Below are 22,616 nucleotides of genomic sequence, written 5' to 3'. Positions count from 1 at the left end.
GACCCGACGCGCGAGGGGCGCGCCTGTCCCTGCGTTCGCGCCTCAAGCGCATTCGCCTGGGGAACAGGCGCGAGAAGGGCGACGACAACCCTCCCGATCGGAGCGCGGCGAGCGAGATAAGCCGTTGCCCTCCGCAGGCGGCTCCTGCGAGAGGCCCCGCTCAAGCGGGCGCGCCGAGCGCCTCCCCCTTGGCCGCCTCCCGCTCCACCGCGTCCCGCGCGCGGCTTTCCGCCACCAGTCCTTTCAGCGCCTGATCGAGCCGAACGGTCGCGCCCATCGGGTCGAACCACCAGTCGGTGGACCAGACGCGCAGGATATTCCAACCCAAGCCCCGCAGCACCTGCTCGCGCACCTTGTCGCGGTCGCGGGCCGTGGCCGAGCGGTGATAGGTCGCCCCGTCGCATTCGACGCCGGCCAGAAACGCGCCGGCATGGTCGGGATGACGGATGGCGAGATCGACGCGGAAGCCGGACACGCCGACCTGCGTCACCACCTGCCAGCCGCGCCGCGAGAGCGCCTCGGCCACCGCCGCCTCGAAGGGCGATTCCACGCCGCCGAGCGAACCCTGATCCGTGGCGGGCAGCGCCACCGCGCCCCGGTCGGCATAGTCGAGGAAGGTTTTCAGATGGCGCACGCCCGCCGCCTTGGAGCGCGACAGGTCGATCGACTCGGCCTTGAGGGAGGAGACGATCTGCAACTCCTGCCGGGCGCGCGTCACCGCCACGTTCAAGCGCCGCTCGCCGCCCTCGCGGTTCAGCGCGCCGAAATCCATGGCGAGCTTGCCGGCCACGTCCTTGCCGAAGGTCATGGAGAAGAGGATCACGTCGCGCTCGTCGCCCTGCACGTTTTCCAGATTCTTGACGAAGACCGGTTCCAGCCGCTCGTCCTCGAAGAACCATTCGAGCGCGGGATCGTCGCGCCGCTCCTGATCGAGGAGATCCTGAATCAGGCCCTGCTGCTGGCTGTTGAAGGTGATCACGCCGAGCGTCGGCCGCTGGGCCTCCGGCAGGTCGAGCGCCGCGCGCAGACGGTTCGCCACATCCTTCGCGATGGCCCGCGCCTCGGCCGGGTTGGTGCGGCTCTTGCCCCGGTCGTAGACGGCGTCGGGCAGATAGCGCAGCGACACGGCGCGGTCCTGCGTCACCGGCGAGGGGAAGGTGATCAGCCGGTTGTCGTAATAATGATGGTTGGAGAAGGCGATCAGCGATTCATGGCGCGAGCGATAGTGCCAGCGCAGATCGTGCACCGGCAGGCCGGAGGCCTTGGCCTCGTCCAGAATGCTTTCCAGATCGCGCTCGAACTCGGGCGCTTCGTCCTCCGCCTCGGTGCGGCCGAAGAAATTGGTCGGCGGCAGCTGCTTGGGATCGCCCACGATGATGGTCTGCCGGCCGCGCGCCACTGCGCCGACCGCGTCCCATGTCGTGATCTGCGAGGCTTCGTCGAAGATCACGACATCGAACAAGGCCTGATCGGGCGGCAGATATTGCGCGATCGAGAGCGGCGACATGAGAACGCAAGGCGCAAGCCGCGCGAAGCTTTCAGGCATGGCGCCGATCATCTCGCGGATCGAGCGGCTGGGGCGCTTCAGCTCCATCTGATGGCGCAGGAGGCCGAGTTCGGACTTGCGCGGCACCGATTGCGGATCGGGCAGACCGTGGGTCAGCGCCTCGCGAATGCGCTGCGAGGCCGCCTTGCGCACGAGATCGTCCAGCTTGCGGAAATCGTCGATCGCGTGCTCGTGGCTGAAGCGGCGGAAATCGCGCAGGCGCGCGTCGGCGTCGATGGCGAGGGGCAGCCACCAGCGGGCATAGGCGAGCGCGAAGGCGGCGCGCGCTTCGCCCGGCCGCACCGCGCCGGTTTCCAAATCGGCCACGAATGGAGCCAGACCTTCAGCCAGCGCGCGGCGGCGAATGGCGCACCAGGACGTCCAGTCGCGCAGGAGGCCTGCGCTGGCTCCCAGATCCGCGAGCGCGGCCGAGACGCTCTCCAAGGTCTCGCCTTGTGCCGCCCCGAGCGGCACGCCGCCGCTGACCTCGCGCCATTGGCGCTCGGCCTCCAGCCAGCCGGCCTGGGCCTCTTCCACCGCGCGGGCGGCCTCGCTGAGCGGGCTCGTCTCGGTCAGCTCCGGCAGCGCGCGCAGGAGCGCGGCGACGATCGCGCCGGTTTCCCCCGTCGGCTCGCCCAGCCGCATCACGGCGGCGCGTAGCTGCTCGGCCGAGACGAGGCTGGCGGACAGGCGCGGAAGATCGCTGTCGATCCCGGCAAAGCCCTTGAGCCGCCCGGCGAGCGGGCTTGCCTGCACTTGGGCCGCGACGGCCTGCATCCGGCGCAGGATCGGCAGGTCACTCGCCGGAACGGCCGTGCCCGAGCGGGCATAGGTTTGCAGGAGCTTGGCGACGCCGCGCCGTTTGAACCAGGAGAAGGGCCAAAAGCTCGCCTCGGCCTCGCGCAGACGGCGGTCGAGATCCTCCACCGGAATGCGCGCCATCTCCTCGCGCTCATAGGTGGCCGAGAGGCGCGATTCTTCCGTGCGGAAGGCCGAGACGGCGGCTTCCAGCGCGCCGAAGTTCTCGCGCAGCTCCGCAAAGCCGGGGTCGAAGGCGAGCGCGCCCTCGCCCGGCTTCAAAGCAGCCGCCAGCGCGGCGAGGCGGCGCGTCTCGGGAAGGCTGAGAGACCCGGCCGGGGCCATGCCGATATGGGCGCGAAACGCCGTGGCGGCCTGCGCCAGCGCCTCGGCCGCCTCGCGCGCGGTGCGCGCCTGCGCCAGGAGGCGCTCGGCCCAGGCGGAGGTCCATTCGTCCACATCCACCAGCGCGAGGCTCGGGCGCGCCTCGACGGCGGCGACCGTGCGGCCCAGCCCCTCGGCGAGGTCTTCCAGCGCGGCGTAATGGGCGGCCTCGTGCTGGTCCATGGCGGGCCAGGAAAGTGCGGGCGCGTGCTGCTCGGCCCCGCGCAGCGTCACCCCCATGGCGCGATAGGGCGTCCAGCCGCAGCGCGCCTCGCGGTGCAGCGCCTCGGCATAGCTGTTCAACGCGTCGCGCTGCACCTTGAGCCGGCCGTTCAGCTCCACCCAGTCCCCGCTTCGCGCCGCGCCGCTTTCCCAGGCGCTGCGCAATTGGCTGAGGAAGTGCCGCCGGTCGGCCTTGGAGGAATGAAGCTCCAGACAATGCTCGCCGAGCCCATGCTCGCGCAGGCGGCGATAGACGACATCGAGCGCGGCGGTCTTTTCCGCGACGAAGAGGACCGTGCGCCGATGCGCGAGGCAATGGGCGATCATATTGGCGATGGTCTGGCTCTTGCCCGTGCCCGGCGGGCCGATCACCACGAAATCCTTGCCCTCGGCCGCCGCCAGCGTCGCGACGATCTGCGAGGAATCGGCGGGCAGCGGCGTCACGATGTCGGCCGGGGCATAGGCCCTGTCGATCTCGCGCGCCTCGCGGAAGGGCACGGGGTCGGCGAAGGCCTCTTCGGGCGTGTCGATGAGATGGCGCACGACGCGGTTCTGGCGCAGCGCGTCGGTGCGCTCCGTCAGGTCCTTCCACATCAGATATTTGGCGAAGGAGAAGGTGCCGAGCGCCGTCTCGTCCACCACCTCGAAGCCCGGCACGTCGCGCACCGCCTGACGCATCCGCGACAGGACGTCCGCCACGTCGATGCCGGTCTCATCAGTGGGCAACTCGCCTTGGAGGGAGGGCACTTTCAGGCCGAAATCGCGCTCCAGAAACTGGAGCAGCGTGGCGTTGAAGCGGATATCGTCCTCGTGGTGCACGAGGCGGAAGGGCGAGGAGGCGCTGCGGCGCTCCAGCTTGGCCGGCAGCAGCAGAAGCGGCGCGCGGTAGACGCGCTCGTCCTCGGGCTTCTTCTTCCAGCGCAGGAAGCCGACTGCGATATAGAGCGTGTTGGTGCCGCCCTCGGCCATGTCGCTACGCGACTGGCGAAACAGCGCGGTGAGGCGCGCTTCCAGTGTCTTCGCGTCGAGGGTGGAGGCGAGTTCGCCGCGCGCCAAGGCGTCGGCTGCAAAGCGCGCCTGCAAGTCCTCGCCGCGCGTTTCGCGAAACAGCATCTCGTCGCGCTCGCCCACTGGATTCTGCTCGGGGATGGAGACGAGGCGCATGGCCCCGCCCGCCGCCAGCCGATCCTCCAGCGCGGCGGCGTCCGGGCAAAGGAAGGGCACGGTGGAGCCGGTCTGGCTGAAATTCAGGAGCTTGTTGCGCAAGGAGAGATCGAGCAGCTTGCGCTGCCAGCGATCGATGCGCCCGCCCGGCGTCGTCGGCTTGTCCTCGACGCTTTCCGCCGGCATCGCACCGAAATCGGGCATGGCGGGCAGGGCCGGCGCGGCGGGCTCGGCGCTTGGTTCCGCCTCGCCCGGTGCGGCGGGGTCGTGCGAGGCGAGCGGCTGGATGCCGCCGCTGCGCGAACGCGCCACATCCACCGCGCAGACAAAGGCGCGGCGCGCGCCCTCCGCCAGAAGCGCCGCGCCGTCGCGGCAGGCCTGCTCGAAGCCCATGGCCGGCCGGAAGGTCACCCCCGTCGTCTCGAACACCAGAAGCTCGCGCGCGGCCAGCGCCTTGCGCAGTTCCATGGCGTCCGTCTCCACCGCGCGCGGCAGGGTGCGCTTGGAGAGCCAGACGCCGGCGGCCGCATGGCCCGAAACGAAGACCACCACGGCGTTCAGCCCCGCCGCCTCCAGCGCGGCGGCCAGAAGCAGACTCGTGTCGAGGCAGGTGGCGAGCCCGTCGCTCAAGGCGCTCGCCGGGCGGCGGATCTTCTGCCCGCGCTGCTCGAAGCTCGCGGGCGGTTCGGCATAATGCAGCCCAAGCCCGGCGACGCTCGTATAAAGCGCGGCGGCCAGCATATAGGCGCGCCTGACATCGCCGCTTTGATAGCCGTCCATCGCGCCGGAATGGCCGTGCGCCACCAGCATGTCGGCCGCTGCGCGCAGGATCTTCGCGGTGGCCGGATCGTTCGGCATGACGAAGGCGGGCAGAAGCTGGGCCATGTCGCCCGCCCCGCCCCATTCGTCGCGCGCCAGAAGCCGGACGGGCCGGATCGTCTCGGCCAGCATCTCATCGCCGCGCGTTAAGCGAAAGCGAAGCTCGCCGCGCTCGGCCTCGTTCAGCCCCGCGAGATAGGCGGCGTCCAGTTCGACGCGCCGGTCGACGAGCGTCAGCGTCTCGCCAGCGCCGAGGCGATCGATCGCCCAGCTCTTGGGCCGGAGAAAGGGCGGCACGGAGGACAGCTCCAGCCGGAGGCCATCCAGCGCGTCCGGGCCGGGATGGTGGAGCGCGAGGCTTGAGAGAAGAGGCACGGCATTCTGGAACGAGGCGTAGGTGAGGCTTTCACGCGCCTCCACCGCGATCTCCGGCCGCAAGGCATCCTCACCCTCGACGCCTTCGGTCCCGTCCATCATGCCCATGCTCCCTCGCTTTCGTGCGCGCATCCTATGCAGCGTGCGCCGTTTGAGAAGGGCTCGCGTCGCCGCGCTCCGCTCGCCAAGGCGAAACATGTGATGATGCAGTGCACAAGAAGCCTGAAATATAGACAGCCAAGCGTCGACCGTCCGGCTCCAACCTCGGAGTCACAAGGTGCGGCGGTTTGGCATGACGCTTGCACTTCAGTCTTGTATGCAAGATCGCCCTTCTCTCCCGTCCCCCTCCGCCGCCATCGACGCCGTGATTCTGCGCTCGATCCTGGCGCGCCGTCTGCGCCCCGGCGCGCGGCTGGGCGAAGGGGAACTGGCGAGTCTGTTCAACGTGTCGCGCACCCTCGTGCGCGAGGCGCTGATGCGGCTGGCCTCGCGCCATATCGTGGAGGTGCGCTCGCGCCGGGGCTGGTTCGTGGTGGAGCCCTCGTCGACCGAGGCCAAGCGCGTCTTTGAGGCGCGCCGCGCCGTGGAAGCCGGCATGATGCGCATCATGCCGGCGCTGGAGCCCGAGCATCTGGCGCTGCTCCAGACGCATCTGAGCGACGAGCGCGCCGCCCTGGCGGCGGGCGATCATCCCCGCCTCGTCTGCCTGATGGGCGACTTCCACATCCGGCTCGGCGATATCGTGGCCAATCCGGCCTTAAGCGAAATCCTGCGCGACCTCACGGCCCGCACGATCCTGATCTCCATGCTCTACCAGTCCACGACCCATGCCGAGGAATCGCATCTCGGCCATTGCCGCATCGTCGAGGCGCTGGCGCGCGGCGACCGGCTGGCCGCGTCCGATCTTGCCATCCGGCATCTCGACGAGGTGGAAGCCGGCCTCGATCTCGACATGGCAGCCGACCCTCTCGCCGATCTCCGGCGCTCGCTCGACCCCACGGGCGCCCTTGTCTCACCCGCTTTTTCTACACTCTGAAGGACCCTGCCTCATGATCCATCGTCGCTCGCTTCTCGCCGCCGGCCTCGCGCTCGCCGGGCTCGTCTCGCTCGCCCTGCCGGCCTCGGCCGATGCCCTGTCCGATATCGAAAGCCGCGGCACGCTGCGGGTCGCCGTGCCGCAGGACTTCCCGCCCTTCGGCTCGGTCGGCACCGACATGACCCCGCAGGGCTACGACATCGACATGGCCAAGCTGATCGCGCAGAAGATGGGCGTGAAGCTCGAGCTGACGCCCGTCACCTCGGCCAATCGCGTGCCCTTCCTCCAGACGGGCAAGGTCGATGTCGTGATCTCCTCGCTCGGCAAGAACCCGGACCGCGAGAAGGTGATCGACTTCTCCACCGCCTACGCTCCCTTCTACAACGGCGTGTTCGGCCCGGCCGACACCAATGTGAAGGACGCGGCGGAACTCGCCGGCAAGACCATCGGCGTCACGCGCGGCTCGGTCGAGGATCTGGAGCTGACCAAGGTCGCGCCCTCCGACGCCACCATCAAGCGCTACGAGGACAATAACGGCACGATCTCGGCCTTCCTGTCGGGACAGGTGCCGCTGGTCGCCACGGGCAACGTGGTCGCCGCCGCGATCATCGAGCGCAACCCGCCCAAGCGCCCGGAGCTGAAGTTCCTGATCAAGGATTCGCCCTGCTATATCGGCCTGCCCAAGGGCGCGGACGCGCTGAAAGCCAAGGTGGACGCCATCATCGCCGAGGCCAAGAAGGACGGCGCGCTGAACGCCATCGCCCAGAAGTGGCTGAAGACCGACCTGCCGGCCGGTCTGTAATCCGACGCCGACCCGAAAGGCGATCCGCTCTTCGTGGCGGGTCGCCTTTGCCGTTCTCGTTCAGCTTCCCGTCTCGTTCAGCTTCCAGAGGCCCGGCCTCATGCCCTATCAGTTCGATTTCTCCTGGCTGGCGCCTTACGCGCCGGCGCTTCTCAACGGCGTGCGGGTCACGCTTCAGCTCATCCTGGTGGGCGGCACGCTGGGCATTCTGGTCGGCATCGCCTGCGCCTGGGTCCGCGCGCTCGGGCCCAAGGCGCTGCGCTGGCCGGTCTCGGCCTATGTCGAGATGATCCGCAACACGCCCTTCCTGATCCAGCTCTTCTTCATCTTCTTCGGCCTGCCGGGCCTCGGCATCCAGATGGACGAGATGAGCGCGGCCTATCTCGCCATGACGATCAATCTCGGCGCCTATGCCTGCGAGATCATCCGGGCCGGCATCGAGGCGACGCCCAAGGGCCAGTACGAGGCGGGCGCGAGCCTCGCCATGACGCGCTGGGAAACGTTCCGCCATGTCGTGCTCGTGCCCTCGCTCCAGCGAATCTGGCCGGCGCTCTCCTCCCAGGTGGTGATCGTGATGCTCGGCTCGGCCGTGGTCTCGCAGATCGCGGTCGAGGATCTGACCTTCGTCGCCAATTTCATCCAGTCGCGTAATTTCCGGGCCTTCGAGACCTATCTCGTCTCGACCCTCATCTATCTCGCGCTGGCCATTCTCGTGCGCCGCGCCATGGGTCTTCTCGGCTCGGCCCTCTTCCCCCAGCGGAGGCCCGCATGATCGAGTTCTCGACCTGGGACATCCTGCGCAACCTGCTACTGGCGGCGCGCTGGACGGTGGTTCTCTCGCTCGTGTCCTTCGCGGGCGGCGGTCTTGTCGGCCTTCTCGTCCTGTTCGGGCGCATCTCGCCGCGCAAGGCCATCCAGCGCGCGGCCAAGGCCTATATCGAGCTTCTCCAAGGCACGCCGCTCCTGATGCAGCTCTTTCTGATCTTCTTCGGGCTCGGAATGTTCGGCGTGGACGTGCCGGCCTGGCTCGCCGCCGGCACGGCGCTGACGCTGTGGAGCGCGGCGTTCCTGGCCGAAATCTGGCGCGGCTGCGTGGAAGCGGTCTCCAAGGGCCAATGGGAGGCCTCCGCCAGCCTCGGCATGGGCCGGCTCCAGCAGATGCGCCACGTCATCCTGCCCCAGGCGCTGCGGGTCGCCGTGCCGCCGACCGTCGGCTTCTCGGTGCAGGTGGTGAAGGGCACGGCGCTGACCTCCATCATCGGCTTCACCGAACTCTCCAAGGCCGGCACGGTCGTCACCAACGCCACGTTCCAGCCCTTCACCGTCTATGGCCTCGTCGCGCTCATCTATTTCGCGCTGTGCTGGCCGCTCTCCAAGTCCTCGCAGATCCTCGAAAGGAAGCTCAATGTCGCTCATCGCGGTCACTGAGGTCAAAAAGCGCTTCGGATCGAACGAGGTCCTGAAAGGCATCAATCTCGACGTCGCGCCCGGCGAGGTCATCGCCATCATCGGCAAGAGCGGCTCGGGCAAGTCCACGCTTCTTCGCTGCATCAACGGGCTGGAATCGATCGACGGCGGATCGATCCTCGTCGCCGGCGCGCAGCTTCTGCCCGACGAGACGCATCTGAAAGCGCTGCGGCTGAAGGTCGGCATGATCTTCCAGCAGTTCAACCTCTTCCCCCATCTCACGGCCGGGCGCAACGTGATGCTAAGCCAGACCGTGGTGAAGAAGGTGCCGAAGGCCGAGGCAGAGGCCATGGCGCGCCGGCAGCTCGAGCGCGTCGGATTGGGGCACAAGTTCGACGCCTATCCCGACGAGCTCTCGGGCGGCCAGCAGCAGCGCGTCGCCATCGCCCGCGCGCTCGCCATGCAGCCGATCGCGCTCCTATGCGACGAGATCACCTCGGCGCTCGACCCCGAACTCGTGGCCGAGGTTCTGGCCGTGGTGCGCGAACTCGGCGCCGAGGGCATGACGCTGATGATGGTCACGCATGAGATGAAGTTCGCCCGCGAAGTCGCCTCGCGCGTCGTCTTCATGCATGAGGGCCGCGTCCACGAGATCGGCCCGCCGGAAGAGCTGTTCGGCACCCCCAAGACGCCGGAGCTTCAGCGCTTCCTCGGCCACGGGCAGGCGTGAGGCCGCGCGGGCGGAAGCGATAGGGCAAGCTTGCTATTTCGAAGGCCTTCGGGCCAAGAGCGGGGCGCGCGGGATCGACCCGCCCGCACGCCCCCGCCCGATGCCCGAAAGAGCCCGATATGACTGATACCCAGCCTCGCCTTGCCGTCAGCCTTTTGATGCTGCTGTCGCTGGCGACGCTCTGGGGCGCGTCCTATTCCTTCATCAAGCTCGGCGTCGCCACCATTCCCCCGGTGACGCTGATCGCGGTGCGCACGCTGATCGCCGGCAGCCTGCTTCTGGCCATCCTGCACCTTCGCGGCCTTCGCCTGCCGACCGACCGGCGCAACACCAAGCGCTTTCTGATCCAGGCGGGGCTGAACACGGTCGTGCCCTTCACGCTCGTCGCCTGGGGCTCGCAATATGTGGATGCCGGGCTCGTCACGATCCTGAACTCGCTGACGCCCGTCTTCGCCTTTCTGATCAACGCGCTCGTCACGCGGCACGAGGCGGTGACGGGCCGGAAGCTCGTCGGCGTCCTGTTGGGGCTTCTCGGCATCTGTTTGGTGATCGGCCCGTCGGCGCTCGGCGGGCTGAACGAGGCGCTGCTGGCGCAAGGCGCCATCGTGTTCGCCGCCGTCGCCTATGGCGCGGCCGTCACCTTCGGACGCACCTTTCGGGATCTCGATCCGATGATGCCGGCGGCGGGCTCTCTCCTCTGGGGCGGGATCGTGCTCCTGCCTTTCAGCCTCGTGCTTGACCACCCTTGGACGCTCGCGCCCTCGCAAAGCTCCATCCTGGCACTCTTGGCACTCTCGGTCTTCTCCACCGCGCTCGCCTTCGTTCTCTATTTCAATCTCCTGTCGCGCATCGGCTCGATCGGCACCACGGCGCAGGCCTATCTGCGCGTTCCCATCGGCGTCGGCATTGCCATGGTGTTTCTCGGCGAGGTGCCGCAGCCGAGCGCCTGGGTCGGGCTCGTCTTCGTCATCGCCAGCGTCGTGATGATGACCCTGCCCGCCCGGCGTCCCGCCCGCACCGCCTGATCGATCCGCTCGAACCCTGTTTCACGTGAAACAGAAAATTAGAGTTTGCTGACCGATCACAGATTGACATGATGCTGACATGTCAGTTAGCAGTTAGGAAACGCGGGAGGATTTCGTGGGCGATCAGGGTTTTGGTTTGTCGGCAGCGCTGGTGACGGTGTTCGACGAGAGCGGTTCGATTGACAGCGGCGCCATGGCGCGTCACGCGCGCTGGTGTCTCGATCAGGGCTGCTCCAGCGTCACGCTGTTCGGCACCACGGGCGAGGGTTCGTCGGTCTCGCGCACGGAGCGCACCAGCCTCATCCGCGCCTTCCAAGAGGCCGGCATCGCGCCCGCACAGACGATCGGCTGCGTCATGGCCAATGCGGCCGGCGACGCCACCGAACAGGCGGCCGAGCTTCTGGAGGCCGGCGCGCGCGGCGTGCTTCTCGCCCCGCCCTCCTATTTCAAGAACGTTTCGGAAGACGGCGTCTTCGCCTGGTTCTCCGAGGTCTTGGGCGCGCTGGGAGCCAAGGCGCGCGGCATCATCCTCTACAACATCCCCTCGGTCACGGCGGTGGAACTCTCCGTCCCACTGATCGGACGCATTCGCGCGGCCTTCCCGAAGGCCATCGCAGGCGTCAAGGATTTCCTCGGGCAACTGGCCCTATACCGAGCGGCTTCTGGCCGAGCACAAGGACATCGCCATCCTGATCGGCGACGAGCGGAGCTTGGCGGCGGGCGTGCGGCTGGGCGCACAAGGCGCGATCTCCGGCATGGCCAATCTCCTGCCCGAGCGCCTTCTGCCGATGATCCGCGAAGGGCGCGACGACAAGGGCGTGCACGAACTGGTGGACGCGGTGCTCACCTTCCCGGTGACGCCGGCGGTCAAGGCGCTGGTCGCCCATCGCACGGGCGACAAGGCGTTCGCGCGCGTCCGCGCGCCGCTCGTCTCGACGCCAGCGGAGGGCGCGGCGCGTCTGGGCTCGATCTACGACGCGCTCAACGCGTCCCAAGCGGCCTGACGGAGCGCCGACGCGTGGACGCCGATGTCGGAAAGGGTCGAGGCGGGGATGCTCTCAAGCTGCGCGAGCGGGCTTACGAGAGCATCATCGAAAAGCTGATGGCGCGGGATTTCTTGCCCGGCGAGTTCGTCTCGCAGCGCCAGCTCGTCGCCCGCACCGGCCTGCCGCTCGGCGCCATCCGCGAGATCATTCCGCGCCTCGAATCCGAAGGCCTTCTCGTCACCGTGCCCCAGCGCGGCATCCAGATTGCCCATGTGGACTTGAACCTCATCCGCGAGGCCTTTCAGTTCCGCCTGTTTCTGGAAAAGGAGGCAATCGGCGTCTTCACGGCACAGGCCAGCGACGCCACGATCGCCGCCCTGCGCGCCGAACACGAGGCGATGCTGGCGCTGGCCCTGTCGCGCAAGCTGACGGAAGAGGAAGAGGCCAAGGCGCAGGCGATCGACTGGCGGCTGCACGACACGTTCATCGACGCGCTCGGCAATTCGATCATCGCCATGGCCTACCGCGTCAACTCGGTGAAACTGCGCCTCATCCATCAGGAGCGCTATCGCATCGACGGGCGCGTCGTGCCCGTCATGCGCGAGCATCTCCAGGTGATCGCGGCCATCGAAAGCCGCGACCCGGCGCGCGCCACGGAAGCGATCGCCGCCCATATCGACAATGCCAGACGATTGGCGCTCACCGTCTGAAACGGACGAGCGCACCGGGACAGGTCGTTGGAGGACGCCGCCCGGAGCCATCAAAGGGGAGGAAGACCACATGACCCATCGCACGATCGCCCTGTCCCGCCGCCAGTTCCTGGCCGGCACCGCTGCCGCCGGCGCCTTCGCGCTCGCCGGCATCCGCCCGAGCTTCGCCGCCGGCGTGGACTGGAAGAAGCACGCCGGCACCACGCTGGAAGTGAACCTCACCAAGAACCCGCGCGGCGAACTCCTGCGCAAATATCAGGCCGAATTCGAGGCGCTGACCGGCATCAAGGTCAACGCGGAAGCCACGCCCGAGCAGCAGCAGCGCCAGAAGGCGGTGATCGAGCTGACCTCCGGCAAGCCGAGCTTCGACGTCATCCATATCAGCTTCCACGCCCAGAAGCGGCAATATGAGAAGGCCGGCTGGCTGGCCGATCTCTCGCCCTTCATGGCCGATCCCACGCTCACCGAAGCCTCGCTGAAGGAAAGCGACTTCGCCCCCGCCGGCCTGTCCTATGCCAAGGATGCCAACGGGCAGATTCGCGCCCTACCCTTCTCCGTGGACTACTGGATCGTCTACTGGAACAAGGAACTCTTCGGCGCCAAGAACATCGCCTTCCCCGAGACGTTCGAAGCCATGCTGGAAGCGGCGAAAGCCCTCACCGACAAGTCGGCCGGCACATCGGGCTTCGTCGCGCGCGGCATGAAGAACGCCAACACGCCGGTCTGGACCTCGCTCATGCTCGGCTTCGGCCAGCAGGCGATCGGGCCGGACGGCAAGATCCTGGCCGACGACGAAAAGGGCGTCGAGGCCGCCAAGCTCTATCAGAACCTCATGACGCAATGCGCGCCGCGCGGCGTCACCGGCTTCAACTGGGCCGAATGCCAGTCCGCCTTCCTGCAGGGCAAGGTCGGCATGTGGTTCGACGGCTGCGGCTTCGCCGCGCCGCTGGAGAACCCGGAACTCTCCCGCGTCGTCGGCAAGGTCGGCTATCATGTCGTGCCCGCCGGCCCGGCCGGTCCCGCCGCGCCGACGCTGGGTGATGGCATCGCGGTGACGGAGGCCTCCACCAAGAAGGAAGCCGCCTATCTCTATTGCCAATGGGCCGTCTCGAAGGAAATGGGCGCGCGCCTGTTCCAAGCGGGCGCGGGCGTGCCCTTCCGCACCTCGATCGTGGAAGACCCGGAAGTGCGCAAGGGCGTGACCATGCCGGCCGAATGGGCCGATGCGATCGCCGCATCCGCCAAGGTCAGCCAGATCGCGCTGCCGGTGATCATCCCGATCACCGAGTTCCGCGACATCTACGGCGTCGCCCTCACCAATCTTCTGGGCGGCGGCGATCCGGCGGCCGAGTTGAAGAAAGCCACCGAGCAGTTCAAGCCCATTCTGGAGCGAAGCGAGGCCTGATGAGCGCCGTGATCTCCCGAGCCGATGAGACGGAGGCGGCTGCGGCCGCCCCGCGAAAGCGCAAGCGCCTTCGCCCCTTCTACTGGCCCTTCGTCATTCCGGCGCTCGCGGTCACCTGCGCGGTGATCGTCTTCCCGTGGGTCTTCACGGCCTGGATGAGCGCCCATTCCTGGCGGCTCGGCGGCGACACCGCCTTCGTGGGCCTGGAGAACTATAGCCGCCTTCTCACCGACACCCGCTTCTGGGAGTCGATGGGGCACACCTTGTTTTACACGATCCTCTCGGTGGTCGCGCCGCTGGTGCTCGGCACCTTCGCGGCCGTCCTGTTCGATTCCAAGATGCCGCTGCGCGGGGTGCTGCGCGCCATCTTCGTCATGCCGATGATGGCAACCCCGGTCGCCATCGCGCTGGTCTGGACCATGATGTTCAACCCTTCGCTCGGCGTTCTCAACTATCTCCTGTCGGTGGTCGGCCTGCCCGAGCAGTCCTGGATCTACGACCAGTCCACCGTCATTCCCTCGCTGGTTCTGGTGGAAACCTGGCAATGGACGCCGCTCGTCATGCTGATCGTGCTCGGCGGCCTCGCTTCCTTGCCGCGCGAGCCCTATGAGGGCGCCGAGATCGACGGGGCCAATGGCTGGCAGAAATTCCGCTATATCACCCTGCCGCTGATCGCGCCCTTCATGATGGTCGCCGTCATCATCCGCTCGATCGACGCGCTGAAGAGCTTCGACATCATCTATGCGATGACCCAGGGCGGGCCGGGCACGGCGTCGGAGACGATCAACATCTATCTCTACAACGTCGCCTTTTCCTATTACGACATCGGCTACGGCTCGGCCATCGCCGTCGTCTTCTTCGCCGTCATCATCGCACTGTCGCTCGTCATGCTTCACCTGAAGCAGCGCGCGAAGTGGAACGATTAAGAGCGCCTATCAACACCTCGCGGGGTCGGCTGCTCGGGTCTTTCCGCCAGCCAGGGCGAGCCTGATATCTCGCCCGTCCTTCGGACTGTCCCGAATGCTTGGCCCTGCCCCCGGCATCCACTGCGCTTCGCGCAGCAACGACTGACGAAAACCCCTCGCCCCCCTCCGCCCGGAGGTAGTGATAGACGCTCGGAGGACCCTCATGACGCTTCGCCGCCAGTTCGACCGGATCGGCCTCTTCTTTCTCGGCCTCGTCCTCGTCTCGCCCGCCGTCTTCTTCTTCGTCTGGATGCTGTCGCTTTCGCTCAAATTCGAGATCGACAACGGCGCCTATCCGCCGGTCCTGATTCCCGAGCGCATCGCCTGGGGCAATTACGCCAAGATCTTCCAGGAGAACGACTTCCTCCTCTATTTCTGGAACTCGGTTCTCGTCACCGGCACGGCGACGCTGCTCGCCCTTCTCGTTGGCGTGCCCGCCGGCTACGGCATCGCCCGGCTGAAGGCCGACAAGGCCGCCATCGTCATCATGATCGCGCGCATGACGCCGGGCCTCTCCTTCCTGATCCCGCTCTTTCTCCTGTTCCAGAATATCGGCCTGCTCGGCACGCTCTGGCCGCAGATCATCATCCACCTCGTGGTCACCGTGCCCATCGTGATCTGGGTCATGATCGGCTATTTCGAGACGACGCCGCTGGAGCTGGAAGAGGCCGCGCGCATCGACGGCGCTTCCGCCTGGCAGGTCTTCGCCAAGGTCGCGCTGCCCATCGCCCGGCCCGGCATCGTGGTCTCGCTGATCCTCGCCGTCATCTTCTCCTGGAACAATTTCGTCTTCGGCATCGTGCTCGCCAACCGCGAAACGCGCACCCTGCCCGTCGCCGTCTACAACATGCTCTCCTTCGAGCAGGTGAGCTGGGGGCCGCTCGCCGCCGCCGCTCTCGTCGTCACCCTGCCCGTCCTCATCCTCACCCTTCTGGCCCAGCGCCAGATCGTCGCCGGCCTCACGGCGGGCGCGGTGAAGTAAGCTCGAAACGCGGGGAGAAGACGCGGGCCGGATCGGCCGGTCTTTCCCCCCTCGCCCTTGTCACGAATGCATGGCCCGCCGCAGGCCGCGCTTGAGCTTCGCGCCCGTTTGAAACCGCGAACGTCTCTCGCCCCTCCCTTGCCTGCGGGTCTCGTCCCCAGTTCGAAAAGGAACCGCTCATGGCCTCCGTCACCATTCGGAACGTGAAAAAGAGCTTCGGCAGCGTCACCACGATCCATGGCGTGTCGATCGACATCGCGGACGGCGAGTTCGTCGTCCTCGTCGGACCGTCCGGCTGCGGCAAGTCCACGCTGCTGCGCATGCTCGCGGGGCTGGAGGAGATTTCGGGCGGCGACATTCTGATCGGTGGGCGCGTCGTCAACGACCTGCCGGCCAAGGAACGCGATATCGCCATGGTGTTCCAGAACTACGCGCTCTATCCGCACATGTCGGTAGCCGACAACATGGCCTTCGCGCTGAAGCTCAAGAGCGTGCCGAAAGCCGAGATCGAGAAGCGCGTGAAGCCGGCGGCCGACATTCTCGGCCTCTCCAGCCTTCTCGACCGCTTCCCGCGCCAGCTGTCGGGCGGCCAGCGCCAGCGCGTCGCGATGGGTCGCGCCATCGTGCGCGATCCGCAGGTCTTCCTGTTCGACGAGCCGCTCTCCAATCTCGACGCCAAGCTGCGCGTCTCCATGCGCGCCGAGATCAAGAACCTCCATGGCCGGCTCGGCACCACCACGGTCTATGTCACGCATGACCAGATCGAGGCCATGACCATGGCCGACAAGATCGTCGTCATGCGCGACGGGCGCGTGGAGCAGGTCGGCGCCCCGCTCGACCTCTACGACCGCCCGGCCAACACGTTCGTCGCCGGCTTCATCGGCTCGCCGTCGATGAATTTCGTCCAAGGGCGCGTCGAGGGCGACGGATTCGTGACCGGCGATGGCCTGCGCCTTCCCCTTCCCGCCGGGCTCGGCGCGGTGCCCCCCGGCGAGGCGACCTATGGCGTACGCCCCGAGCATGTGCGCATCGGCGAAGGCGGCGTGCCGATCCGCGTCGAGGTGGTGGAGCCCACGGGCTCGGAGGTCATGGTGGCCGGCAAACTCGGCGACCAGCCCATCTCCTGCCTCTTCCGCGAGCGCTTGGCCTTGCGACCGGGCGAGATCGTGCCGGTTCATGTCGAGCCCAAGACCAGTCATCTCTTCGACCGCGCCAACGGCATGCGCCTCGGCACCGGCGAAGCGCGCGCCTGACCGAGCACGCGCCTGAGGGAGCGGACCGCTGGGCGATCCGCGACCCGCAAGGTTTTTGGTGGACGACTTCCGGCGAATGCCTTCCATGCGCCGGAAAGCCCCTTTCCGTCTCCTTCGAGGATCGCCCGCGTCCACCAAGGCGCGCCCGCCAACCGAAAAGATTTCAGCGCGGCGCGCCCATCATCCAGCCTCGCGTCCGGCAGTTCCATGGCGCAGCTTGCGCCAAGCTGACCACCCATGACAGATTTCCGACACGAGCGCCGTTTGGCCCTTGCCATCCCCCCGCGATTTCATTAATCAGCCTCCAACGCCACATGGCGTCGACCACACAAGGCGCTCGTCGCCTGCGGCTCTTCGGAGCCAACCTCAAACGGAGAGGTGGCAGAGTGGTTGAATGCACCGCACTCGAAATGCGGCATACGGGCAACCGTATCGGGGGTTCAAATCCCTCCCTCTCCGCCATTTAGTTCAGGCAAGTCTCTGATTTGGCGACTGAAATGGGCTTTAGCTTAATATCTTCCCCACTTCCCTCCCCACTTTGCCAGTTCGCTGCAAGCGGGTAGCCTCTGCGGCGTTTGCTGACCATACAGGTAATGCGTTTAGGAATGCAGAGACCCGGAAGGGTCTTGAATTGTGTAGCGCGCAAAATCGGATGGCCTCGCGCGCAAGATCGGATGGCAAGAGTTTCCAACCGATCTTGATGCCTTCAAAGGCCGTTTAATCAGCCTTCAGCGTGGGCAGCTTTGAGAGTTCGCCACGCATGCGCCGCAGCCAGGCTGACCACCCCGTTACCGGCTGCATCGGATCGGTCCAGCCGATGGGCCAACCCATCACCCAATCCGAAAAGTTCGGGTTGAAGGTCAGGTCGCCAGCCGAGTACCTCTGCCCAGGCCGCAAGCTCAGATGGAGCGGGCGGGTATGGAGGAAGCTGGAACTCTTCGTCGGTTTCGCTCCGCAACTCTCCATGAACATCCAGAGAAGCGTCTACTGACGAGCAATCATGCCGATGCCCATCTGCTTCCCCTTTGTCGTCGGGTCTTCTCGAAAGCGGAGCCCCTTCTCCGACAACTCCCAATCCGGTCGGCAGCAGTAGAGACTCTTGGTCGGCGTGGGCCACAATGAAGAGCCGACGCCGTAAGTGGGAAGCACCGACTTCAGCCGCCGAAAAGATGCCTGCTTTGACCGAGTAGCCCAAGCCGCGAAGGTCTTCGAACACTTCGGCGGCTCCCAAGGTGAGATGTCCTTCGACGTTCTCGAAGAAGCACCATTCTGGCTGGACCTCTCCGATGATCCGCACGATGTCTGGCCAAAGGTGCCGTGGGTCAGCCGCGCCGAGACGTTTGCCAGCGAACGAGAACGGCTGACATGGGTATCCTCCAGCGAGGAGATGAACTCTGCCACGCCAAGGGCGGCCGTCGAAGGATCGGACATCGTTCCAGATAGGAGCGTGATCCAAGGTTTTGTCCGCCATCCGAGCCACGAGGGTGGCCGCAGGGAATGCTTCCCGCTCGACGAAACAGACAGTGCGGTATCCGGGTTCTGCGATGTGGAGACCGAGCTCCAGTCCGCCAACGCCGGCACAGAGAGCGATCCCTCGGAGGGGCTCGCAGGTTTCAGGTTTGGCACGTAGAGCCACACGGGTCGTTCCTGGAATGAAGCTCTCGGCTTTCCGGGGCGGGCTCTTGCGGCCTCAAATGATTGAGAGTGCCGCATCGACGGCACTTGATCTCGATAGCTGCCGCGACGGCGCCTGGTCCAGCTTTGAACAGGAGAGCGCGGCAGTGTCCGCAACGGATGTTTTCCACCTTAAAGGGTTCTTTGCGAGTCGCTGTCACAAGCGCCTGGCTGTCCAGCAGCAGCGGCGAGGTGACGTTAACTCTGCTGTCGTCATGCGGGGGCCGACTGCCAAGAAAGACCCCGTAGCCGGTTCGAAGCCGGCCCTCGCCACACTGAACGTCCGGCAAGATCGAAAGCCCGGCTGCTTGGCCGGGCTGAGTTCTGAGAGCCGCTTAGAAGCCGCTCGCCGCAGAGGCTTTGCGCCAGTCCGCCTGCCGCACCTGCATCACGATGTCAGTCGCGGCTGCGGCGTCGATCGTCAGCTTGATGGTGAGCTGGCAGAACGGCGAGGTCGCGGGCCAGGATGCACCGATGACCTCTTCCGGCGTACGGAAATACAGACCCTTGCCGCCATTGAACTGCGACCAGTCGAGATCCGTCGGGAATGGATCGTTGGCGATCACGTTGCCAGCCTGACCGTTGTAGTTGGCGGATGGCGATGAGTGCGAGCACGCGGCCTGCAAGAGGACGCCGCGCAGATTGACATAGCCGGTGGCCGTATCGCTCTTCTTGATGAGGATGTAGGCCTCGCCCAAATGTGTGTCGCCGGGCTCAAAATTCCCGGTGCCAGACGTGCGGGTGAACTGGAAGTCGCCAACCGCCGTAGCGGTGCCCGAAATGGCCACCTGCTGGACCGGCGTGCCATCGGGGTCCACCAGCTTGGACATGACCGCCGTGAGACCGCTCGCGGGACCGCCAGAGCCCCAATTGGTCGACCGTCCAGAGCCGTTGTCGCCGTCCATCATGCCATTGCCGATGAGCGATCCGCGCTTGTTCAAGGTCGCGTTGTAGCCGCTCGCATTGTCGATGTTCGCCAATTCCGGGCGCGCTGGGAACAGGGCGTTCAGTACGTTGTAGATCGGCAAGGCATAGCGCGCATGACCCTTGACGTTGGGGTGCATCAGGTCCGCGCCGTCAAACATCGAGTTATCGACCGGGACGCCGGTCGTACCGGCGCGGTTCACGAAGCGATGGTAGATCGGGATCGGCAGAACCAGCGGATTGAGGTTCGGCAGCTCGAACATGGCCCATCGCTGATAGCGGTTGAGCCCCGCCAGCTTGGAGGCATCGCGGGTGTAGCTTGTCGTGCTACCCGGCCCAGCCGGAAGGTCATCCGTGATCAGGAAAAGGATGACGGCGTCCGTAATGGCCTTGCTGATCTTGGTGATGTTGGCGATGAGCCGGTCGGTGTCCGACAGCGTCGAAATGCTGTCGTTGACGACCCCGAAAAACAGGACGGTGTTGATCCTGTTGGCCTTGCACTCCGCCACGAAGGGCAGAAGCTGTGCGTCATCGGCCATGAACGTCGTAGACTTGCCGCCGTGCTTTCCCGTCGTCATGCGAGGGGCCACGAAGCGCGGACCCATGAACGCTTGCAGCCAAAAATGCGAGCCGCGCGGCTCGGCGATGCTGACGAAGCCCGCGCCCGAGGCGATGCGGTTCTGCCCGAACGCCTCGAAACTATGCGAGTAGGTCGCGAAACGGCACTGGCGAATGGCGTTGCGCGCCACCTTCAACGCAAGGTCGCCGGCAAGACTGCGATCGGCGAGAAGGAGATCGAGATCGGGCATGGTCAGGATACCTTTACGTAGACAGGCTCGCCGCCGGACGTGACGAGATCGGAGCCTTTGGTGGTGACGAAGGCGGTGCCGGTGGGGGGTGCTGTGAGATCAGTCCGCGTCGTCGGCATGAAGGCCCGAGCTGCCGCCCGGATGGCGGCCTTGAACGGGATGATCCGCTCTTTCGCGAGTTGCTGATACTTGTGGGCCGGGTGGACGACGTTTGCGCCGGGCGAGTCACCGAATGCGACACGGTTGACGATCGCGCCGACATCGTGGGCCTTGGCGAGCCTGCCGTTGACATTCGGGGCCGTCGCATCGGCCTGCGAGTTTCGTGCGCCACCGGCACCCGTCACCGTCCATCCTCCGCCCTGCCTCGGCACGACGGATGCGACGGTGAACATGCGAGTGCCCGTTTCGAAATTCGACGTCCCCGACTCGAAGGCCAAGGTGTCGCCAATGTCCGGCTTGTCAGAGAGTTGGACGACGTTCGTGCTGTTGGCTGTCACAGCCTCAAGCAGAGTGGCCTGCCAAGAATCCACGACCCATTTCCCGAAGTCGGATGGATCTCGGCTGTCCGACCAGGGATCGATGCCAATGAAGGTCGGCGCGGCCCGGCTTGTGTTCTCGATCGTTCCCCCACCGTTGCCGACGATCCAGTCCCGCCAGCGCTGGATGGTCCCCCCTGCCGAGTTCCCTGCGCCGGCGGGGGTCTGCGTGACGCCTGGCGTGATGTAGCTATTGGCCGGAACCGAGACCGCTGGCGGTGTCGCAAGCTGCACAAGAGGTATGCCGGGAAAGCGCGATTGCAGTTTGGCGGAAAATTCTTCCACCAAGGTCTGCATGGCGGCGAAGGTCTGGTTGGTGGAAAGGTTGTTCCGGCCGTGGGCGGAGATCGCGACGTCGAACATGGGCTCAGGCTGCACCAGCGCGCAGGCGTCGGCCATGAAGTCGATCACGCTCTTGGCGTCGGTGGGCGTTGAGTCAGTGCTGACGCCATTTCGCATCGTGGCGAAGAAGTTGGACGAATAGCGGGCAGTGGTCATCCAGTTCATGGGACCGCTGGCGACGTCCCCGAGAGCCTGCTGAAGATACCCGGCATCGCCGCGCCCTGCGGCGAGCTTGGCGGAAACCGACGTCTGATCCGTAATGCTGTCGGCGAACAGGATCGGGCAGGCCTGCCCCGCCCAGCCCTTACCGATGAACATGGCGGGACCAAACGACCCGCCGATCGCGGACGCCGTCCCCGATCCGGTGGGGCGACCAGCGACGGAATAGTCCGTCGTCATCTCTCCGCACCGTTCTCGCCGGCCTGATACATCGGCGGCAAGGCCGGGTAAGCGCCGTGCTCGGCCGCGATCCAATAGACGTCGAGCATGTAGAAGCCATACGCCGCGAGCGTCGGCATCGGATCGTTCCACACGACCTCGGCCGGGGCCAGCACCTTATACCAACGGGCACTGATCAGAACCGATGTGCCCAGTCTCGCATGCCGATGGAGATGATTTTCCAGGGCTGATTGACGAGCTTGTTCCAGGCCTCGCAGCAATGGGCGACGATATCGTCGTAGTCGATGAAGACGCGGTTGGAGAGCCAGTTGTCACGCATGAACTGCCAGACGTTCTCGACCGGGTTCAGTTCGGGCGCACGCGGCGGCAGGAAGAGCAGCGTGATGTTGGCAGGCACGACGAGCTTTTGCGTCATGTGCCAGCCGGCGCGGTCCAGGATCAGCACGGCATGGGCGCCGGGATCGACGGCGAGCGAGATCTCCGCCAGATGCTGGTTCATCGAGCCGGTGTCGCAGTAGGGCAGGACGAGGCCTGCACCCTTGCCCTTCTTGGGACAGACCGCGCCGAAGATGTAGGCCCACATGGTGCGCTGGTCGTGCGGGGCAGACGGTCTCGTGCCGCGCCGGGCCCAACGGCGGGTCATCTTGTTCTTCTGGCCTATACGGGCTTCATCAGCCCACCAGAGTTCGATCTCGGTGCACGGCGGGAGCTTGGCCTGGATGGCCGCCAACTCGGCCGGGAAGCTTTTTTGAAAGCCTCCACTTCGAACTCGTTCTGCGCATAGTGGCGCGGACGGGCCGACAGCTTGGCAAAGCCGAGCGCCTTCAACTCGCGCCCGACCGTGGTCTCGTCCAGCGAGATGGCGAACTCCTCGAAGATCCACTGCACGAGATCCTTGCGCCTCCAGCGCACCACGCCGTGGACCGCCGGGATGGGGCCGCTCTCGACGATCTTCGCCAACGCAAGGCGCTGCGCCTCGTTGAGTTTGGAGGGACTGCCCGGCGCTTTGACGTTGACGAGCCCGGCTGGACCGCGATGGTTGAACCGCAGCACCCAGTCGCGCACGATCTGAAGCGTCACGCTGCCGATCCGGGCCGCATCGATGCGCGAGCCACCATCGTAGATCGCTGCAAGCGCCAGAAGTCGGCGGGTTTGGTTGGCGTCCTTGGTCTCCCGCGCCAGCCGGCGCAGGCCTGGACCATCAAAGTCGGTGCGAAGCGGAATGGGCGTCGCCATGGCAAACCTCCGTTTGCCATCATGATGCAGATCAAGAGGACGTTGGGAATCCCATACGAGTCAGAACCAACACCCGTTGGTATGAGA

At 66.2% G+C, this 22,616-nt stretch carries 18 protein-coding genes, 1 tRNA gene and 1 pseudogene; 13 read left to right on the top strand and 7 right to left on the bottom strand.

Going from position 1 to position 22,616, the window contains the following annotated elements; all coding sequences use genetic code 11:
• Nucleotides 1-160 precede the first annotated feature (160 nt).
• Entirely contained in the window at nt 161-5,410 is a 5,250-nt protein-coding gene (locus tag AUL36_RS20505; protein ID WP_062223864.1) for a DUF4011 domain-containing protein, read from the bottom strand.
• A 214-nt stretch (nt 5,411-5,624) separates the two neighbouring features.
• Between AUL36_RS20505 and AUL36_RS20500 the strand changes: the two genes are divergently transcribed.
• From AUL36_RS20500 to AUL36_RS20440, 13 genes and pseudogenes are all read left to right on the top strand, one after another.
• Entirely contained in the window at nt 5,625-6,344 is a 720-nt protein-coding gene (locus AUL36_RS20500; RefSeq protein ID WP_062223795.1) for a GntR family transcriptional regulator, read from the top strand.
• Between the two features lie 13 nt (nt 6,345-6,357).
• A complete protein-coding gene (locus AUL36_RS20495; RefSeq protein ID WP_062223793.1) occupies nt 6,358-7,146 on the top strand; it encodes a transporter substrate-binding domain-containing protein in 789 nt (262 codons plus the stop codon).
• A gap of 100 nt (nt 7,147-7,246) precedes the next feature.
• Entirely contained in the window at nt 7,247-7,918 is a 672-nt protein-coding gene (locus tag AUL36_RS20490) for an amino acid ABC transporter permease (RefSeq protein ID WP_062223791.1), read from the top strand.
• Nucleotides 7,915-8,574, top strand: coding sequence for an amino acid ABC transporter permease (locus tag AUL36_RS20485; RefSeq protein WP_062223789.1), 660 nt, complete (start codon nt 7,915-7,917; stop codon nt 8,572-8,574). Before AUL36_RS20490 ends, AUL36_RS20485 begins: the two co-directional genes overlap by 4 nt.
• The gene (locus tag AUL36_RS20480) at nt 8,552-9,283 is read left to right on the top strand and encodes an amino acid ABC transporter ATP-binding protein (protein ID WP_062223787.1); all 732 of its coding nucleotides are present in this window, start codon (nt 8,552-8,554) and stop codon (nt 9,281-9,283) included. Before AUL36_RS20485 ends, AUL36_RS20480 begins: the two co-directional genes overlap by 23 nt.
• A 119-nt stretch (nt 9,284-9,402) precedes the next feature.
• Nucleotides 9,403-10,308 carry a DMT family transporter gene (locus tag AUL36_RS20475; RefSeq protein ID WP_062223785.1) on the top strand — a complete coding sequence of 302 codons (906 nt, stop codon included), beginning with the start codon at nt 9,403-9,405 and terminating at the stop codon, nt 10,306-10,308.
• Between the two features lie 136 nt (nt 10,309-10,444).
• Nucleotides 10,445-11,312: pseudogene (locus AUL36_RS20470) on the top strand (dihydrodipicolinate synthase family protein).
• A 14-nt stretch (nt 11,313-11,326) separates the two neighbouring features.
• The gene (locus AUL36_RS20465; RefSeq protein ID WP_062223783.1) at nt 11,327-12,004 is read left to right on the top strand and encodes a GntR family transcriptional regulator; all 678 of its coding nucleotides are present in this window, start codon (nt 11,327-11,329) and stop codon (nt 12,002-12,004) included.
• A gap of 70 nt (nt 12,005-12,074) precedes the next feature.
• Nucleotides 12,075-13,409, top strand: a complete 1,335-nt coding sequence (locus tag AUL36_RS20460) for an ABC transporter substrate-binding protein (protein ID WP_062223781.1) — start codon at nt 12,075-12,077, stop codon at nt 13,407-13,409.
• Nucleotides 13,409-14,335 (top strand): carbohydrate ABC transporter permease, encoded by a 927-nt coding sequence (locus tag AUL36_RS20455; protein WP_062223779.1) that lies wholly within the window; start codon nt 13,409-13,411, stop codon nt 14,333-14,335. Before AUL36_RS20460 ends, AUL36_RS20455 begins: the two co-directional genes overlap by 1 nt.
• Before the next feature lie 202 nt (nt 14,336-14,537).
• Nucleotides 14,538-15,356 carry a carbohydrate ABC transporter permease gene (locus AUL36_RS20450; protein WP_062223776.1) on the top strand — a complete coding sequence of 273 codons (819 nt, stop codon included), beginning with the start codon at nt 14,538-14,540 and terminating at the stop codon, nt 15,354-15,356.
• Nucleotides 15,357-15,535: 179 nt separating this feature from the next.
• Nucleotides 15,536-16,609, top strand: coding sequence for an ABC transporter ATP-binding protein (locus AUL36_RS20445; RefSeq protein ID WP_062223775.1), 1,074 nt, complete (start codon nt 15,536-15,538; stop codon nt 16,607-16,609).
• 372 nt (nt 16,610-16,981) lie between these two features.
• Nucleotides 16,982-17,071, top strand: a tRNA-Ser gene (locus AUL36_RS20440).
• 259 nt (nt 17,072-17,330) lie between these two features.
• Here AUL36_RS20440 and AUL36_RS25025 read toward each other — a convergent pair.
• From AUL36_RS25025 to AUL36_RS23465, 6 genes are all read right to left on the bottom strand, one after another.
• Nucleotides 17,331-18,245: a DNA cytosine methyltransferase gene (locus AUL36_RS25025; protein ID WP_202814773.1), complete on the bottom strand. Its 915-nt coding sequence runs from the start codon at nt 18,243-18,245 to the stop codon at nt 17,331-17,333.
• The gene (locus tag AUL36_RS25020; protein ID WP_082640634.1) at nt 18,223-18,414 is read right to left on the bottom strand and encodes a Com family DNA-binding transcriptional regulator; all 192 of its coding nucleotides are present in this window, start codon (nt 18,412-18,414) and stop codon (nt 18,223-18,225) included. Before AUL36_RS25020 ends, AUL36_RS25025 begins: the two co-directional genes overlap by 23 nt.
• Before the next feature lie 204 nt (nt 18,415-18,618).
• Nucleotides 18,619-20,016: an SGNH/GDSL hydrolase family protein gene (locus AUL36_RS20425; RefSeq protein WP_062223769.1), complete on the bottom strand. Its 1,398-nt coding sequence runs from the start codon at nt 20,014-20,016 to the stop codon at nt 18,619-18,621.
• 2 nt (nt 20,017-20,018) lie between these two features.
• Nucleotides 20,019-21,293: a hypothetical protein gene (locus tag AUL36_RS20420; protein WP_062223766.1), complete on the bottom strand. Its 1,275-nt coding sequence runs from the start codon at nt 21,291-21,293 to the stop codon at nt 20,019-20,021.
• Nucleotides 21,290-21,412, bottom strand: a complete 123-nt coding sequence (locus AUL36_RS24900; RefSeq protein ID WP_280138001.1) for a hypothetical protein — start codon at nt 21,410-21,412, stop codon at nt 21,290-21,292. Before AUL36_RS24900 ends, AUL36_RS20420 begins: the two co-directional genes overlap by 4 nt.
• A gap of 56 nt (nt 21,413-21,468) precedes the next feature.
• Nucleotides 21,469-22,529, bottom strand: a protein-coding gene (locus AUL36_RS23465) for an IS630 family transposase (protein ID WP_156418506.1) whose coding sequence is annotated in 2 segments (ribosomal slippage) — nt 21,469-22,049 and nt 22,049-22,529 — 1,062 coding nt in all. Because the reading frame shifts where the segments join, the coding sequence is not laid out codon by codon here.
• Nucleotides 22,530-22,616 lie beyond the last annotated feature (87 nt).

This window comes from Aureimonas sp. D3 (assembly GCF_001463805.1).
GTDB classification, from domain to species: domain Bacteria; phylum Pseudomonadota; class Alphaproteobacteria; order Rhizobiales; family Rhizobiaceae; genus Aureimonas; species Aureimonas ureilytica_A.
Note: the sequence above shows the minus strand (reverse complement) of the source record. Positions and strands in the feature narration are given on the sequence as shown.